The sequence below is a fragment of the Alloprevotella sp. oral taxon 473 str. F0040 genome (assembly GCF_000318095.2).
Lineage (GTDB): Bacteria > Bacteroidota > Bacteroidia > Bacteroidales > Bacteroidaceae > Alloprevotella.
This window is the reverse complement of sequence record NZ_KB290716.1, coordinates 264,124-280,528: the sequence shown is the minus strand read 5'-3', so window position 1 is coordinate 280,528 and position 16,405 is coordinate 264,124. Positions and strand designations below refer to the sequence as shown.

Below are 16,405 nucleotides of genomic sequence, written 5' to 3'. Positions count from 1 at the left end.
GCGGCGACCACAAGAGTTCTTTGCCCAAGTTTATGCCTCCCTGTTGGAACGCTACACTCCTTTTTTAGCGGACAGCCGTTCTGTGAGCTGTCAAAAAGCCTGGGAGAAGCAGCTGTATATGATGGATTCTACCACAATCACGCTCTTTGACAACATTCTTAAGGGAGTTGGTAGATATCCTAAAAGCGAAAAGAAGAAAGGCGGAATGAAGGTACACACCATTATGAAGTATCAAGTAGGTGTAACTATGGTGGTAGAACTGACTTCGGCAATCAAACACGTTCCTTTTGAGATAGTGAAGGTAAGGCATGAAGCCCGATGCGTGGAGCTATAGAGCATTACTCTGGAAAGTCGGTAACATTGCTGACCAACAATTTTGAACTATCGGTTGAGGTACTTACTGAAATCTATAAGCGTAGATGGGCTATAGAAAACCTCTATAAACATCTGAAACAGCATTTTCCTTTGCACTTTTTATGGAGACAGGTGAGTACCACCTAGATACAAACCTGGGTGGTACTCATTGCCAATCTCTTGTGCACAGTGCTTTCTAGAATGATAAAAAGACACGTTTCTTTTCTCAAATCGTGGCTTGAAGCTTATCGTGCAGCAATTACTTAGATTGAACTCTGTCAACCCAATTGGAATATGTGTTATTTTTTGTTTTCCGTCTTCTTTATTATGAAACTTTTCTTATCTTTGCTCATGATAAAAATTATTTCTTTTGATATGCAATTCAAACAAATCATTCCATTATTAATCATGCTAGGCGTGATTTCATGCAACGATGAGTCGACACTATCCTCCTCATCAGCTTTTTCACAGCAAGAGCCACCTGTAATGCTCGTTGATAAAAAACAAGCAAAGGAAAAATTTGCTTCTATCCTTTCTAAAGCAGTCTACCAACACAAATCCTTGCGAGATTTCTTGAAAACTGAAGCTCTAGAGCAATTTGACGAGAACTATGATGTTCTTTACGCTTTAGTACGAGACAAGCAGATTGGGAAACAAACTTTTCGAGAAATTTTGGTTGAAAATTCTTCCGAACAAGAAATGCGTGCAATTGAAGAAAAGCTTCCGCTTCTCAATGTCCTTCTTCCAGCTATTGTTTTTGAAGATATGGATCCCTCAAATTTTGACACTCGAATAGCAGAAGTTCCAGTGGCTGTAGCTAAAGATAGTACAACTTCTCTCTACATGAATGGCAAAGAGGTTGAAAGAGTTTCAAGTGGACAAATACCCAATTTTCCTGTGGTTGTAGTAAACGAGAATACTCGAGTTGAAGCACCAGCTCCTGCCGTTCGAGGCATCTCCGAAAAAGAGGTTATATTTAAGTCACCCAATTATGATCGGAAACGAAACTTAAGCACAAGAGCTGCTGTATCGAATGAGTCGGTTGGATATAAGGCTATAAACTCTTTCCAATATTTTAACGCAGATGACGGCAGTTTTTCACAGATGGCATATCAGCGTGATTACATCTACTATGGAATCACTCCTAATCATAAAGAAGGTAAATTAAATCATTCTGTAAGGGATTACATCATATCCCTTGAAGTGAATCCTAAAGCATTTAGAACGATGTCAGATTTTATAGATTCACAGGGTAAGACTCCATCAGATCCTTATATAAAACAGTCAAGAGTCGGGAAATGGGGAGGAAGTCACAGCTATGACCGTCTGATTGATATTATGTGGCATCAAGGATCGTTCAACTTTAGATTTGAAGTTTTTCGTGGCAACCAGTCTACTCCTTACGTTTTCTATGTACCTCTTAGTCCTAAAGATTTATGGGATTTTAATTTCGTGCATTACTACAAACATGGTACATGGTTTAGACAGTCACATCATATTTGGTGGGTTGATATTGATAAATTTACAAGCAAACCTGTAGACTTAAACCGTTTCAGCTGCTCATTACCTAAATGGGATATAGCAGAAGAAGGTTTGTCTAGAAGAATATGCATCTATGAAGAGGATCCTTCTGAAGAAAAAGAATTCATGGAGGAATACGAAAAGGAGACTATCGCAGACGGAATCGTCAAAGGAGAAGTGAAATTCAATATTGGAGTCTTTAAAGTGGGTGCCTCAGCTTCTTCGAACAAAAACACGAAACGAGAGAAAATAACTTCAAAAGTTACTCGTAAGGCAGGAAGTGACCATCTAGGTACAGTTGATATGAACTTCTATGATCCTATAATTATTGGACGTGATGGCGAAAGCTACAAACTAAAGTTATATCAAACAGGAATGCTGAATTTTTCTATTACATCAAAATAATAAAATAATGCGCAAGCTAATCAATGCCATCTGTCTACTATTTATGTTTATTCTAGTAGCAGGATGTAGTAAAGGCGAAAAACAAGCACTAGTGAAATTTGTTGTGCGTTCAAACACTCCTGAAGCTGTTGTGAGAGTTATGACGAGCTTCAACAACGAACCTATTCTCATCAAAAGCTACTGGGAGAAATCTGGTCTCGTGACAGTTGAAAGTGGTACATATGTAAGAATTGGTGCATCTTGTAAAGATCCAGAAGTACTACTTACGACTCAAATTTATGTAAACGGCAAACTGAAGGCAGAAAGAGACGCAAACTCTAATGCTGATTTAGTATGTCAAGTCGATTGAATTATTTCCCGTTTTTTTCTTTGGTGCTGCTGATATAAAGAGTAGTCTTTGGACTCTACGACTAAAGAAGAAAAAAATAGCCCAAATTATCTCCTCACAGTTCGTAGTCATATATGATGCCGTGAGGAGATTTTTGTATTGTCCGAAAAAGTTATGTTACTATTTTTGAAGGGGTAATGGATCATTACAGAACTTTCCTTCATTCGGATATAGCATTTGACTTATAAGGATATTGGATGGAGGTATAGTATTGACTACAGTCTCTATCAAGCATTTGCGCTTTTTATTTTTATCATGCACTTTCGGAGGGTTCAAAGCGATAGAAAAGGAGATGCCACCAGCTTCTTTTGCCTTTCTCTTTGCTCAAGTGTAAGGGCCACGAAAAACCGCCACTTCCCGTGAGGGAGGTGGCGGTAAACGCAATATAAAAACAAGTGAGAGATGCTAGAATTGGTAGCTGGCTCCTGCCATAACCACAAAACCAGGTTGTTCCACATTTGCCAAATCGTAGAAACGATGGTTGGTGAGGTTTTGCAAATCGCAGAAGAGCGAATAATTCTTCGCATCCCAGTGTAGTTTGAGGTCAAGACGACCATGCAGACCATAGGGCATCAACTGATCTGTGGCTTTGAGCTTCGCAGGATTGGTGCGATCCACCACGACATAGTTGCCATTGCGCTCTTGCAAGCGGAACACCCATGAGGCATTCAAGCGAGAAATGAGGCGATGGTCGAGGGTAGCGACAAACTTGTGGCGGAGATATTCACCGGCATAGTTCGACTTGAAATAGACCTCCTTGTCCTTACGTTTCTGCGTGAGGTAGGCATAATCCAAACGCAGGCGACGAAGGGGCTGATTTTCACCTAATACCATCGCGCCATCGAGGGCAAGGCTGGCAGAAACGCCATAGTTGTCGAGCTGGAAGTTGTGTGCATGAAATTTGTCTTTGGCATCATACATCACCCAGTCCAACACATCGGTGCCGTGGTTGTATTGTGCTGCCACGTCGAGCGTCACGCCAGCTGTGGGGCGGAAGGTAGTACCCAGACGGAACGCACTGTTTTCCTCAGGCTTCAAACCGATGTTGCCCTCTTGCGAAGGACTCTTGTAGTAGAGTTCGGTGAAGGTGGGGAGGCGGAGCGACTTGTTCCACGAAGCATAAAGTTTCCAGTGTGCCGCAGGGCGATAAGCCACGTCGATACCAGGATAGAAGCGGAAATCCTTGCCAAAGGCGTTGTTGCGCTGAGCGAGAACACCTAACGAGAGTGTCCAATCGTGGAGTAACACATTGTGCTCGGCAAAGAGACTCACGTTGGTGCGATCCACCGATTTGGTGTATTCTGCTAGATGCCCATCATGAGTGCGCCAAATGCCTTTATTGTCTTTCTTATCGAGCGACTGTCCAGGGATGCGGAAACGCTGATCTACATTGATGTCACGGCCGAGATTGCCCGAATAGATGTTTTCGTGGCGCACTTCACCACCGATGGCAGTGCGACCGAGTGACCATGCTGTCCACAAGTTCAAACCAGCCGTAAGAACATCTCCACGATTGAAATTTTCATACGTGGGGGTGTTGCGGAAAAACTGGAAATGGTCGTAGTTGCGCAACCAAGAGATTTGGGGCGCAATGTGAATCTTTCCCTTTGTTTCCGCTTTGACAGAAGCCAAATAGCGCGTAGTGCTTTCCCATTGGTCGGTCGATGCGATGGAGTAGAAGGTGTTGGCGCCAAAGTCAGTGTTGGTGTAGCCAGCTTGCGCATCGACTTTGTATTGCGCTGCATCGAGCGAACCTTGCCAGAAGGCTTTGCCACCTTTGAAATCGCCATTGCGCACGGCACCATCTGAACGCTGATAACCTGCACTCAAACTAGAGGTGAACAAGTTGCCATTGGTGAATTGGTGGCGGAAAAGCCCACGCACCTCACCCTGAGCTGTGCCATACGAACCTCCAGCCGCACGGGCATAGAGCGTTGGGCCGACATGTCGTGTGACAATGTTGATGGCACCGGAAAAAGCCTGAGTGCCTAACACACGAGAAGCCGCGCCTTCGAGCACCTCGATGCGCTCGATGTCAGCAAGATTGAGAGGGAAATCGGCCGCGTTGTGGCCTGTCTGTGGGTTGTTGATGGCGATGCCGTTGACAAGAATGGTGAGTTGGTCAAAGGTGCCGCCATTGATGCTGATGTCCGTCTGAATGCCAAACGCACCGCGCTGTCGGACATCGACTCCTGCGCAGAGTTTCAGTGCGTCGTTAATACTCGTGACACCCGCCGCCGCGAGTTCTGAGCGGCTGAGGGTCATCATCTGGCGAGCTGCTTGGTCAGCAGCGAGGGGAGTGCGGGAAGCGGTGGTGACCACTTCACCCAAACGCTGATCTTCGTCGAGGGTTGCCACTTGCTCTTGGTCGCTCACTTGAGCTACGTGCTGAGCTTTGCTGGTAGCAGCTAAACAAGGGGCTGCTGTGCCAAGCGTGGCCACCGCAAGAACGCCAATCTTCACTTCACTACCGAGTGCAGCAAACAAGGAGTAGCCCTTGCGGCTGAAACTGCGGAAGGTGAATTGCGCTCCCTTGGGGGATGATTTTTGGTACATAGAGTTGAATAATATGGATTAAACCGGTGCAAAGGTACAAAAATAGTCCAAAGTATTTGTAATTGCCTGAGAAAAAATGTATTTTTGCACATCAAACCAAATCAGGCATGCTGGACATGCCGACTCTGAATGGGCTTACTCCTTTTTTATTTATTTCTCTCACTTTCACTCTCCTCTCTCTGTTCGGTGCTAGAAGCGGTGCTTCTGGCTTCTACGGCTTCGTATGCCACGATTAAAGAACAAGAGGGCTACAAGATTGCATCGGTGTTGAAACGCTATAAGGCTGACATCGACCGCCCCATTGCTGCGATACTCTCTCTCAACACCATAGCTCACACTGTCGGTGCGGCAGGTGTGGGAGCACAAGCGGCAGAACTATGGCAAATGTATGGCGGAGCTCCTGGTAGCGAAGGCGATGCAGTGGCTATAGCCTCGGCGGTGATGACCATCCTCATTTTGGTAGTGTCAGAGATTATCCCTAAAGTGATAGGGGCAACCTACTGGCGACAACTCGCATTGTGGGCCACGAGTGTGATTCGTGTGCTCATCGTCATCACTTATCCGTTGGTGTTGTTGTCAGAGTTTATCACCGTACTCATCAATCGTGGGAAGGTGCAAACCTCTGTGAGCCGTGAAGAAGTCCAGGCCATGATGGATGTGGGCGTGGAAGAAGGGGTGTTCAAAGCTAAGGAGAGCAAAGCCCTTCGTAGTTTCCTTAAACTGGGTGAGATTCGTGCAGATGAAATCATGACTCCCGCTACTGTGGTGGCGGCTGTCAATGAAACGATGACCCTAGGGGAGTTTTTCCGAAGCGATGATGAGCATCTCGATGTGCACAGTCGCTTGCCGGTGTATGATGCAGAAGAGGAATACATCAAAGGCTATGTGTTGCGCTCTGAGCTTTTGGAGGGGTTATCGGAAGACCACTTTGCGCAGGAAATCAGCACGTTGGTGCGACCAATCCTCACTTTCAAAGATGATGAAGTGGTGTCTAACATCTGGGAAAAGATGCTACAACAAAAGGAACACATAGCTGTCATCACAGACGAATATGGCACGATGCGTGGTATCGTGACCATGGAAGACGTGATTGAGACGATGTTGGGTGTGGAAATCGTGGACGAATATGACGAAGCGGTGGACATGCAAGACATGGCGCGAGAGAAGTGGCAGCAACAACAACTGCAAAATCCAGAGCCAACTGGTGCGTAGCACTTTCTTAAGCTCGTATGTGGCTCTATTTTACACTATAAACTTATCGATAGATCACTTAAAATAGTGGTCAGTCCATGAAGTTCTTTCTACTAGATTCCAAAAGAAAGTTATTCTCCCGCGATACTTCCTAGAATCTGTTTGGAGATTTGCGTGTTTAGATGTACATTTGCAAAATATCAAGCTTAGCTTGCCATACAATTGTTTCTCTAAACCTATCCATCATGCGCCAGATTTACTTTCTCTTTCTTTTGTTGATCGGCCTGACCGCCTGCTCTTCGCAGTATAACATCGATGGAAACTCATCGTTGGCGTGTCTAGATGGGAAAAAACTCTACCTGCGCGTACCGAGTACTAAGGGAGAAACAGCCAAAAGTGTCAATCTCGATTCTTGTGTCGTCGTTCATGGTCGCTTCTCTTTCGGAGGCACAATCGACAGCATCGCACTCGCAGAGATTTATGTCGGTGATCAGCATCTTATGCCTGTGGTGTTGGAAGGCGGACAATTGTTGTTGCAAGTGGACAACTATGCACAAACCATAACGGGTGGCCCACTTAACGACCGCTTGTCGGAGTTTATGTCACAGCGCGCCCGATATGACAATGAACTGTGGGAGCTTGATCGCACAGCCAATCGCATGATATTTTCTGGAATGTCCATGCCTGCTGTCATCGAAAAGCTAGAGCCCAAACGACACGCCTTGTTGGAGAAAATCGAAAAGCTCGAAGTCAAGTTTGTTTTGGAGAATGCCAACAATGTGTTGGGCGAAGGTTATTTCCTCATGCTCACAGAGCAGCAGCCCTTTCCTGTGATGACTAAGCAGCTCCAAGAGATTGTGGAGAAAGCTCCTGCTTCTTTTCGCAAACATCCCTTGATTCGTCACTATCTCTTCGCAGCGGGTTATCTTCCTGCAGCAATGGATAAACCTCAAACTGCCAAGATGGGAGAGGAGAACTCCAAAGCCATGAAGAAAGCCTTGAAGGAGAAACCATAGTCTGCTAATGATGTGGGGCTTTTACCCAAACGGAAGGACATTTGCTCCCAAAACAGTTTCTACTTTCTTCCAGTGTTTTAATCCAAGATTTCTATTTTATTTGTGCGTTGCGATGAATGTGCGCAACCCTAATTCTAAAAATTGAGAGCATTGCAATCTAGTGTTGCAATGCTCTCAATTGTTTTATAAGCAGTTTATCGAAAGGTCAGTGCTTCTCTTTATGATTTCCCTTCAACCATAGAACGAGAAGTCCCACGGCGACAACGACATCTACAAAGTTCCACATAGCTCTGCCCAGTGCAATTTTGACAAAAGGCTGAAAGAGTAGGGAAAGTGCGCCAAAAACTATTGCCAATGTGTGTTGCTCTTTTTGCCATTTTTCATAGGCAAATAGTGCAAATAGTATCATGGCTACGAAGCGAACTAAGACGTAGTAGCCATAGGGCATAGCAGCCAAACAAAGCAAAAGCAATGCTGCCAATACGGGATACCAGGATTTCATAAGAAAGGTGTAATAAATGAAGCAGTTCTCTCGATGAACGTCCTAACGCTCTGCGATGATTTTTACGATGTTCACCACCACTTCGCTCGCCTTTTCGAGGTTGGGAATGGGGAGAAATTCATGCGCACCGTGGAAGTTCAAGCCACCAGCAAAGACGTTGGGGCAAGGAAGACCCATGAACGACAGTTGTGCTCCGTCGGTGCCACCGCGAATGGCCTTAATCTCGGGAGTCACCTCCGCCATTTCCATCGCTTCTTTTGCAATGTCGATGATGTGCATCATGGGTTCCACCTTCTCACGCATATTATAATAGGTGTCGCTCAGGGTGAGTTGAAGAGCATCGTAGCCATATTTGGCGTTCATGCCTTGCACCAATCCGCGGAGCAGCGCCTTGCGGGCTTCAAAACGCTCGCGGTCGTGGTCGCGAATGATGAAGCTCAACTGCGCGCGCTCCACCGTTCCGGAGAGGTTGGTGAGGTGGAAGAAGCCTTCGTAGCCCGTGGTGTGTTCGGGTGTCTCAAATTCGGGCATCTTCTGCACAAGTTCGGTGGCTAGGCGTGCCGCATTGACCATCTTGTCTTTAGCATAGCCAGGGTGCACACTCACTCCCGTGAGGTCAATCTTGGCAGAAGCCGCGTTGAAGTTCTCAAACTCCAGTTCGCCGCGCTCACTTCCGTCCATGGTGTAAGCCCATTCGCAACCAAATTTTTCCACGTCAAACTTGTGCGCACCGAGTCCGATTTCCTCATCGGGGTTGAAACCAACACGCACCTTGCCGTGCTTGATTTCGGGATGCGCAATGAGATATTCCATTGCTGTGACAATCTCGGCAATACCTGCCTTGTCATCAGCTCCTAGAAGCGTGTGACCGTCCGTTACGATGATGTCTTCGCCCACGTGGCGGAGCAGTTCGGGAAATTTTTCCACACTTGTCACGATGCCTGCTTCCGCATCCAGCACGATGTCCGTGCCGTCGTAGTTCTGCACAATGCGTGGGCGCACGTTCTCGCCCGAAGCATCAGGGCTCGTGTCCATGTGAGCGATGAAGCCAATGGTGGGAACAGCTTTGTCCGTGTTGGCAGGAAGTGTGGCATAAACATAGCCCAATTCGTCCATTTCCACCTCAGCCATCCCGATGGATTTCAATTCCTCCACGAGATATTCGGCCAATCGAAATTGCTTTTCGGTGCTAGGGGTGGTGCCAGTGCTGTCATCGCTTTGAGTGTCGAAGCTCACATATTTGAGAAAACGGTCTACAATATTCGTCATTTTGTGGTTATTCTTTGAGGTAAATCGTTGCTGTTATGCACGTTTACGGCAGGCTTTCACATGCAGAACATGTCCTCACTAGTGAATAAGCCCTATAAAGTGCAGTCGTTCCTACAAAAGTAACTACTTTTTTTGGAACTTCGGCCGTTTTGTACTATATTTGCGCAGCTAACTTCACAAAAATCACACAATGAAAGCCTTTTTGCTATCTCTCACGATATGTTCTGGCCTAGCCATGGGGGCAAAAGCCCAAGTGGAATTGGTCAATCCAGTGCCACACAGTGTCACTTCGACGCGTCATCTTTTTGCTGCGCCCAAAGCATGGTCGGTCACAGCTGATCGTCAGCGACAATCTTCCTATGCCCTCTCTGCACTCTCGGAGATAGGGGTTGAGCAACTCGCTAAAGCTGCGAGCTTTCGTGTCACCCTCGGCGTGGTAGGTGATCGCAGTGTCAATAAGTTTAAGAAGCTCGTGCCTCAACACGAGGAAGGCTATTACATGGCTGTGGGCCCTAAAGGAGTGGTCATTGCGGGTCGCGATGAGCGTGGCCTCTATTATGGTGTTCAGACTTTGCGCGAAATGATGGCAAAAGGCCAACTCGAGACTTGCACCATTCAAGACTGGCCCGATGTGAAATTCCGCGGTGCCATCGAAGGTTTCTATGGTCGTCCTTGGAGTCACGAACACCGTCTGCGCCAGATTGACTTCTATGGTCGCAACAAGATGAATGTCTACATCTATGGCCCGAAAGATGATCCCTATCACCGCCAGCATTGGCGCGAGGCATATCCTGAGAACGAAGCTAAATTGCTGCAAGAACTCAATATCCGTGCGCATCAACGTGGGGTAAACTTCTATTGGGCGATACACCCTGGCCTCGATATCAAATGGACGAATGAAGATCGTGATAATCTTGTGAATAAGCTCGAGAAGATGTATGGTCTTGGCATCCGTTCTTTTGCCGTCTTCTTCGATGACATCTCGGGCGAAGGATCACGTGGCGAGAAGCAAGCTGAGCTCCTCAACTATGTAGATTCAGTGTTTGTGCGCAAGCATGGCGATGTTTCTCCCCTTTTGCTTTGTCCCACGATTTACAATCGTGCGTGGAGTGGTAAGGGCGACATATATCTCCATACCCTTGGCAAGCACCTGCGCCCTGGCATCGAAGTGATGTGGACGGGCAATAGCGTGGTGCACACCATCGAGAAGGAAGGCATGAACTGGATCAACGAGCGCATACGTCGCAAAGGCTACATTTGGTTCAACTTCCCTGTCAATGACTTCGTGCGCGACCATATCCTCCTTGGCCCCACCTATGGCAACGGACTTGACATCGCAGATGATCTCTCTGGCTTTGTGAGCAATCCAATGCAATATGCCGAGAGTTCTAAAATCTCTCTCTATTCTCTCGCAGACTATCTGTGGAATATGAAGCCCTACGATGCCATGACCTCGTGGAAGCGCGCTATAGAAAACCTGCTTCCTGCGCAGAGTCAAGCTCTTCAGGTGTTTGCTTCCTACAATGAAGATCTTGGACCTAATGGTCATGGTTTTCGTCGAGATGAAAGCCGTGAGCTAAAATCACTCTGCGATCAAGCTATGAAGGGCGACCTCTCTACGGCAGCACAACTCCGTGAGCACGCTCAGTCGCTTGCCACTGCTTGCGATCTCCTCATGACCGATAAGACCAATCCTTGGCTCATTGAGGAATTGCTGCCTTGGTTGATGCAAGGTAAGCACTTGGCACAATATGCTCAGGCAGTGACCACTCTTGCAGAACTCGTGGTTAAGGGGCAGAACAATGCCACGGCTACGGAAGGCGCACCTTTGATGAGCTTCGATGCACAATACAATCGTGCTCGTGCTTTGCAGAAGCAAATGTATGATCTCGAAGCCAATCGCAATGTGCTCCACGAATATCAAACTGGAATCAAGTTGGGAACCCTTCGTTTCCTCCCAGCTATCAACAAGCTCTTCGCAGTAGCTACCGAGAAGATGAATGCACAAGCAGGAACGCACTACGAAGTGGTGACACAATATCAGCCCTTCACCATCGAAACCGACGTGCCTCAACTCAAGCTCCAGCCCATTAGCATCTATGGCGGTGAAGTGAAAGTGGCTCCTTCTTACGAAATCATCACTTGGCCCGTGGGTTCTCATTTCACCCTCACCACCGATCGCCCTGTAACGCTTCGTGGCATGGATTTCAACTTTGGAAAGCCGGGCACAGCAGCCCTCTTCCAGCTTGAATGTCTCCGTCCTGACGGCACTTGGCAGAAGGTGGCTCTCCTTCACTACAACGAAAAGGATCAGGTGATTCACACTGGTAATGAACTAGGGGGAATGACCGTGCGTGCTATCCGCATCACCAACATTAGCGGAGCGGAGCAACAGCTCAACTTCCGTCATTTCAAGTTTATTAAGGACTAATATTTGTGCTGATGAACGCTGCGTTTTTTAGGTCGTTCTTTGCACAACTAGAAATAAAGCCGTAAATTTGCAGCCAGCATTTTCAAACGAAACTATAAACAAAATAGACCAATATGCAAGAAACGATTCTCGCAATCTCCGGCAAAGCTGGACTCTTCAAGCTCGTGGGTCGTGGCAACAACACGCTCATCGTAGAAACAATCGACGAAACTCACCGCCGCACCACTGCTGGTGCTCGTGATCGTGTCACTTCTCTTGCCGACGTTACGATGTACACCGAAGCTGACGATGTGCCCCTCATGCAAGTGTTTCAAAACATTTGCGATGCCCTCAAGGGTGAGCCCACTACTTTTGGCTACAAGACAGCTACTGAAGCAGAACTCACTAAGTTTATGGACGAAGTGGCTCTTCCTGCTTGGGATCGCGATCGTGTTCGTGTGAGCGATATCCGCAAATTGGTGCAATGGTACAACCTCCTCGTGCAAGCTGGATACAAAGATTTCTTTACTGCTGAGGAAGAAGTTGCCGAAGAAGCTGCTGAAAAGAGTGCAGAATAATTCATCCCTGAATTGAGCTTTAGCCCGATGGTTCGTATTGGATCATAGATGGCTAGGCTAGAATAAAACATCGCCCGCACCTCAAAGATTGAGATGCGGGCGATTTCTTTTACTATGTTTGATGATTTCTCAAGGAAATGTGGCGACGATTGTTGAAGAGGCTGTGATGTGCATTGGGAAGTCTCGGAGAAATGCCATGAAAAACTCGGAGATATTTTGAGAAATCTCCGACTTTCTTTCAAAACTCTTGGAGTTTTTGTTGCCATTCTCCTATCTTTATGAACCACTTCGCTCAAGTGTATAGGAGTCCCCGCGAGGTTGCTTTCTCTGCGATTCGTTCATGCTCAGAATATGTAGCACTAGATGCGCAACAATTCTAACGTATTATTGTGAGGAAACTGTATGTGTAGCAGCTACTAGTTGCTGACCACTACGAATGAAGCAATCGGCAAGATAGTTTGCCCCATAGATGTTTATGTGTGTGCCGTTGCAGAGCACCGTTTTTCCTTCAACCATCAAGTCAGCTGGAAGGAATTCGGTAAGATCTACCCAGCGCACTTGAGGGTAGCGTGTACTGATGGTCTGCTTTACTTTTTGGTAATTGCTCACAGCCTTCTCGTATTTTTCATTTTGGAGGATGGGCGCAGGGAGTATGTTGGATAACCAATTCCCTTTTCCCATCACTTTGTGATAGGTTTCTGCCACTCGATATGTGTTGTAGGTGTAGCAGCTGTGCACCAAAATGATTTGCTTGCCTTCTTTCTGGAAGCGGGCTATGCTTTGTTCTACTCGTTTAAGAGCTTTCTCAAGAAATTCTTCATGCCACCAGTTAAGACTGATAATAACCGTGTGATACTGTTCTAATTCTCCAGCAATCCGACGAGTGCGTAGGGCATTTAGTTGTCTTGCATCTCCTTTTTGGCCAATGAGAGGTAATTGTTGAGCTTACTCTTTAGCTGTTAGAGGTTTGACCTGTGGTGTCAAGTTTGGGAAATGGGTGGTAACTCCAGAGAAAGTAGCTTTCCAACCTTCGTGTTTGGCTACTTTATCGAAGAAGTCATGGAGTTGGATGGTGTAGGAATTGCCAATGATGAGGACACGATTCTCAGCCGTAGAGTCGCCTATAGCTTTATAGGCAAAATTACGTTCTGCAATTTTTAGACTGCCACGTTGCACATACGGGCGCATCTCTTCTGGAGTGGTGCGTCCCTGCATGTAGAGGACAGCCACAAGGAGCGTTGGCAAGAGATAATAGACCAATCCTGTGCGGCCAAACGACCATTGGAGGTGACGAAGAGGCTGTTCGATGAGATAGTAGGAAGCAAGACTCAGCAGAACGATGAGGAGAGCGCAAATAGCAAGTACTGAGTAGCTGAGCTCTTGCCCCAAGGCGTAGTGCGCAAAGGCAAGCACAGGCCAGTGCCAAAGGTAGAGAGAATAAGAGATTTTTCCCACAAAGACTACTACACGATGCGAAAGTACGCTGGCGAACCAGTAGGGACGAGCACCGGCATAGATGATTCCTGCCGAGGCGATACAGGGAAGTGCCGCTGCGAAGCCTGGAAACCATGGCGTAGTGTTGGGGAAGGGAAGGACGAGGCAGGCGATGAGGACAACGATACTGAGGCTACCCACACTTGTTGCCATTTTGACTGATGGTTGCAGGTTGCCTTGCGAAACGGCCACAGCAAGGATGGCTCCAATGAGGAGTTCTCCAACACGAAGATGAGGAAGATAGTAGGGTACTAAGGCTGCACCGTGAACACTGAAAGGGACGAAGGCTAGGGCAAAGCTCGCGATGGCGAGTGCGGTGAGCACAACATTGACCCAACTTGTGAGGGAGGAGGAAGCAGGTGGGAGGATGCGCTTCAATATCCCCATGATTGCCCACAAGATGAGCGGATAGATGAAATAGAACTGCTCTTCCACCGCAAGTGACCAAAGGTGATTGAGGGGTTGCACCTCAACAGTCGGGGCGAAATAGTCCGTGTTTAGTGCAGAAAAGAAGTTTCCCCCGAAGAACACACTCCACTTGGCTGAACTACGTGCCGTGTTCCACTCATCACTACCTGGCACCATCAGTTGCGCACCAACGATGAGAGTGAACACCACTACGGCAAAGAAGGCGGGCAAGATGCGTCGCATTCTTCGGAGGTAGAATCGTTTGAGAGAAAAGGTGTTAGTGGAAAGCTCGCGATAGAGGATGCCGCCAATGAGGTAGCCAGAAATGACGAAAAAGATGTCCACTCCGAGGAAGCCTCCAGGCAACCACGAGGAGTTTAGATGGAAGAGAATGACGGCTAATACGGCAATTGCGCGCAGTCCGTCTATGTCGGGACGATAGGTCATAAGGGAGGTAAGTTTCTTGGACTCAAAAGCTATGTTAATGGTAGTACCTCTTAATTGGGGGGCGTGATAGCAATACTCTGAATGGAGTCTATCGTTGTGAAGACTGGCTTGGTACAATCAAAGGTTGTCCTGTTGAAATAAAGCTATCTGCAATATAATTGGCTCCGTAGCTATTGAGGTGGTCTTCATTCAATACAATGGATCTTCCTTTAATAAATGGGGAAGAAGGTAGTAATCTGTGTAGGACGATGCAGTTAACCTTTGGGAAATGAGTCTTGATATATTGCAAAGTGGTCAATTCCTTGGAATTGGGATTGAAAGGACGTAATTTGTTTGCAGAAAATACGTTTGCTGAGTTAAGGAAGGATAAACCTAGTATATTATAATAGGTGCATTTTAAAGCCCCCTTCTCGTAACTAATTTCAGAGAAAATCAATGTGACTTTTTTCTTCTTGCTTTCCAGTTCCTGAATTGCTTGAGCAAGTGCTGGCAAAAAAGTGCTATCTGCTCCTCGGCTAAGCCACGACATAGAAAGCACCACATGGTCGTAAAGTGGGAGCTCTTTATTCAATAGTCTATTCCGCTGTTGAGCTAAAATATAATCGTACCCACGTTCTTTTAGGAATTTCTGTGGAATATAATCATTTCCTAAGTAGGGAGTCCCTGGTATGTATGAAATTCTGGCTCGCCAGCCTTCATGCTTTCCTACTTTATCAAAAAAGTCGTAGAGATGCTGGGTATAGGAGTCCCCTGCGATGAGTACTGTTGCCTGCTTTGTAGAGTCTCCAACGTAGTCTGCCAGGTGGTTGATGCTACGCAGTGTGCCACAGGTCGTGAAAGGTCTCATTGCTTTTTCAAAAGGTCTGAAATTGTAGAGTGCCACCACGCATAGTGTTGGCAGAATGTAGCTTAAGACTCCCGTTTTTGCAAACGACCATTGTTTGAGGCGCAAGGGTTGTTCCACAAAATAATAGGATAATAGGCTGCACAAGACAATCAAGAGGGAAGCAATCAGTAAACCACTCGAAGTTAAGTTGCCGTCATTGATGTATTGTCCGAAAGTTAAAATCGGAAGATGCCACAAATAGAGAGAATAGGAAATACGTCCTATGAAGTTAACGGGTGTAGTTGCTAAGAAGTGATATATCGGTCCTTTGGAATGAGCCCCACTATATATAATGGCTGCCGTAGCCGAACAAGGCACTAAGGCGAGGAGTCCAGGAAACCACGGCATTTTCGTGGGAAAAGGTAGAACAAGGCAGAGTAGGAGCGCGATTGCAGCACCGATGCCCACGGCTGTGGCGTACTTGGAATACTGTGCAGATGGCGCGTAGTCTGCAGAGGTTTGAGAGGATTGATGTGCTTTGAAGACAGCTAAAAGAGCACCTAATAGCAATTCTCCAAAGCGTGGTAAGGGAAGATAATAAATTTGCCCGAGGGTTCCTCTAAAACGTACTTCTGTAAATGCTGAAATGCAGCAAAGAATCATCAGGAGAAAAAGTACCCACGTGGTTGTTTTCCATTGATTTTCAGAGAGCGGAAGCCATTTTTTGATGACTTTTATAATTCCCCATAAGACTAGAGGATAGATAAAATAGAATTGTTCTTCAACAGATAAGGACCAGAGATGAAGAAAAGGATTGAGGTTGCTGGTGTCAAAATAGTCTGTGTAGAAGGAATTAAAGAGGTTATTGGCAAAGACCGTAGCAGATAGAGCACTGCGCTCGGCTTTTATCGCATCGGGACTGCCGGCAACGATGATAAATCTGCTGAGGAATAAGGTGGGTATTACCATCGCGAAGAAAGCGGGCAGGATGCGGCGCATTCTTCGAAGGTAGAATCGTTTGAGAGAAAAGGTGTTAGTGG

13 protein-coding genes and 1 pseudogene are annotated in these 16,405 nt (G+C 46.6%); 8 read left to right on the top strand and 6 right to left on the bottom strand.

The window, feature by feature from the left end; translation table 11 throughout:
* The 4 genes and pseudogenes from HMPREF9999_RS10745 to HMPREF9999_RS05265 all read left to right on the top strand — a co-directional run.
* Positions 1–334, top strand: a pseudogene (locus tag HMPREF9999_RS10745) (transposase); the annotation flags it as partial.
* Positions 319–501, top strand: coding sequence for a transposase (locus HMPREF9999_RS10900; protein WP_157049616.1), 183 nt, complete (start codon positions 319–321; stop codon positions 499–501). The pseudogene HMPREF9999_RS10745 and the gene HMPREF9999_RS10900, both read left to right, overlap by 16 nt.
* Before the next feature lie 180 nt (positions 502–681).
* Positions 682–2,280 (top strand): hypothetical protein, encoded by a 1,599-nt coding sequence (locus tag HMPREF9999_RS05270; protein WP_009437421.1) that lies wholly within the window; start codon positions 682–684, stop codon positions 2,278–2,280.
* Between the two features lie 7 nt (positions 2,281–2,287).
* The gene (locus HMPREF9999_RS05265) at positions 2,288–2,629 is read left to right on the top strand and encodes a hypothetical protein (RefSeq protein ID WP_009437420.1); all 342 of its coding nucleotides are present in this window, start codon (positions 2,288–2,290) and stop codon (positions 2,627–2,629) included.
* 444 nt (positions 2,630–3,073) lie between these two features.
* Here HMPREF9999_RS05265 and HMPREF9999_RS05260 read toward each other — a convergent pair whose 3' ends face one another.
* Complete coding sequence (locus HMPREF9999_RS05260) at positions 3,074–5,224, bottom strand: TonB-dependent receptor plug domain-containing protein (protein ID WP_009437417.1); 2,151 nt, start codon at positions 5,222–5,224, stop codon at positions 3,074–3,076.
* A gap of 129 nt (positions 5,225–5,353) precedes the next feature.
* Here HMPREF9999_RS05260 and HMPREF9999_RS05255 point away from each other — a divergent pair, with 129 nt between their 5' ends.
* Entirely contained in the window at positions 5,354–6,436 is a 1,083-nt protein-coding gene (locus tag HMPREF9999_RS05255) for a CNNM domain-containing protein (RefSeq protein WP_044063147.1), read from the top strand.
* 224 nt (positions 6,437–6,660) lie between these two features.
* Positions 6,661–7,431 carry a DUF4369 domain-containing protein gene (locus HMPREF9999_RS05250; protein WP_009437415.1) on the top strand — a complete coding sequence of 257 codons (771 nt, stop codon included), beginning with the start codon at positions 6,661–6,663 and terminating at the stop codon, positions 7,429–7,431.
* A 205-nt stretch (positions 7,432–7,636) separates the two neighbouring features.
* Here the strand turns inward: HMPREF9999_RS05250 and HMPREF9999_RS05245 are convergent, their stop codons facing one another.
* A complete protein-coding gene (locus HMPREF9999_RS05245; protein ID WP_009437413.1) occupies positions 7,637–7,933 on the bottom strand; it encodes a DUF6804 family protein in 297 nt (98 codons plus the stop codon).
* Between the two features lie 42 nt (positions 7,934–7,975).
* Positions 7,976–9,202, bottom strand: a complete 1,227-nt coding sequence (gene pepT, locus HMPREF9999_RS05240; protein WP_009437412.1) for a peptidase T — start codon at positions 9,200–9,202, stop codon at positions 7,976–7,978.
* Between the two features lie 190 nt (positions 9,203–9,392).
* Between pepT and HMPREF9999_RS05235 the strand changes: the two genes are divergently transcribed.
* Both HMPREF9999_RS05235 and HMPREF9999_RS05230 read left to right on the top strand, forming a co-directional pair.
* Complete coding sequence (locus HMPREF9999_RS05235) at positions 9,393–11,633, top strand: beta-N-acetylglucosaminidase domain-containing protein (protein ID WP_009437411.1); 2,241 nt, start codon at positions 9,393–9,395, stop codon at positions 11,631–11,633.
* Between the two features lie 113 nt (positions 11,634–11,746).
* Positions 11,747–12,190, top strand: a complete 444-nt coding sequence (locus HMPREF9999_RS05230; RefSeq protein WP_009437410.1) for a DUF5606 domain-containing protein — start codon at positions 11,747–11,749, stop codon at positions 12,188–12,190.
* Between the two features lie 384 nt (positions 12,191–12,574).
* On the opposite strand, the gene HMPREF9999_RS05225 is transcribed toward HMPREF9999_RS05230, so the two are convergent.
* From HMPREF9999_RS05225 to HMPREF9999_RS05215, 3 genes are all read right to left on the bottom strand, one after another.
* Complete coding sequence (locus tag HMPREF9999_RS05225) at positions 12,575–13,117, bottom strand: SGNH hydrolase domain-containing protein (protein WP_262480953.1); 543 nt, start codon at positions 13,115–13,117, stop codon at positions 12,575–12,577.
* A gap of 18 nt (positions 13,118–13,135) precedes the next feature.
* Positions 13,136–14,539 (bottom strand): acyltransferase family protein, encoded by a 1,404-nt coding sequence (locus tag HMPREF9999_RS10735; protein WP_009437408.1) that lies wholly within the window; start codon positions 14,537–14,539, stop codon positions 13,136–13,138.
* A gap of 88 nt (positions 14,540–14,627) precedes the next feature.
* Positions 14,628–16,405 (bottom strand): acyltransferase family protein (locus tag HMPREF9999_RS05215; protein ID WP_009437407.1); only part of this gene is annotated, 1,778 nt, incomplete at its 5' end.

Bases quoted from the DNA above. Each gene is read 5' to 3' on its own strand.
- HMPREF9999_RS10900 (WP_157049616.1), top strand. From the start codon at position 319: ATGCGTGGAGCTATAGAGCATTACTCTGGAAAGTCGGTAACATTGCTG.
- HMPREF9999_RS05270 (WP_009437421.1), top strand. From the start codon at position 682: ATGAAACTTTTCTTATCTTTGCTCATGATAAAAATTATTTCTTTTGAT.
- HMPREF9999_RS05265 (WP_009437420.1), top strand. From the start codon at position 2,288: ATGCGCAAGCTAATCAATGCCATCTGTCTACTATTTATGTTTATTCTA.
- HMPREF9999_RS05260 (WP_009437417.1), bottom strand. From the start codon at position 5,224: ATGTACCAAAAATCATCCCCCAAGGGAGCGCAATTCACCTTCCGCAGT.
- HMPREF9999_RS05255 (WP_044063147.1), top strand. From the start codon at position 5,354: ATGGGCTTACTCCTTTTTTATTTATTTCTCTCACTTTCACTCTCCTCT.
- HMPREF9999_RS05250 (WP_009437415.1), top strand. From the start codon at position 6,661: ATGCGCCAGATTTACTTTCTCTTTCTTTTGTTGATCGGCCTGACCGCC.
- HMPREF9999_RS05245 (WP_009437413.1), bottom strand. From the start codon at position 7,933: ATGAAATCCTGGTATCCCGTATTGGCAGCATTGCTTTTGCTTTGTTTG.
- pepT (WP_009437412.1), bottom strand. From the start codon at position 9,202: ATGACGAATATTGTAGACCGTTTTCTCAAATATGTGAGCTTCGACACT.
- HMPREF9999_RS05235 (WP_009437411.1), top strand. From the start codon at position 9,393: ATGAAAGCCTTTTTGCTATCTCTCACGATATGTTCTGGCCTAGCCATG.
- HMPREF9999_RS05230 (WP_009437410.1), top strand. From the start codon at position 11,747: ATGCAAGAAACGATTCTCGCAATCTCCGGCAAAGCTGGACTCTTCAAG.
- HMPREF9999_RS10735 (WP_009437408.1), bottom strand. From the start codon at position 14,539: ATGACCTATCGTCCCGACATAGACGGACTGCGCGCAATTGCCGTATTA.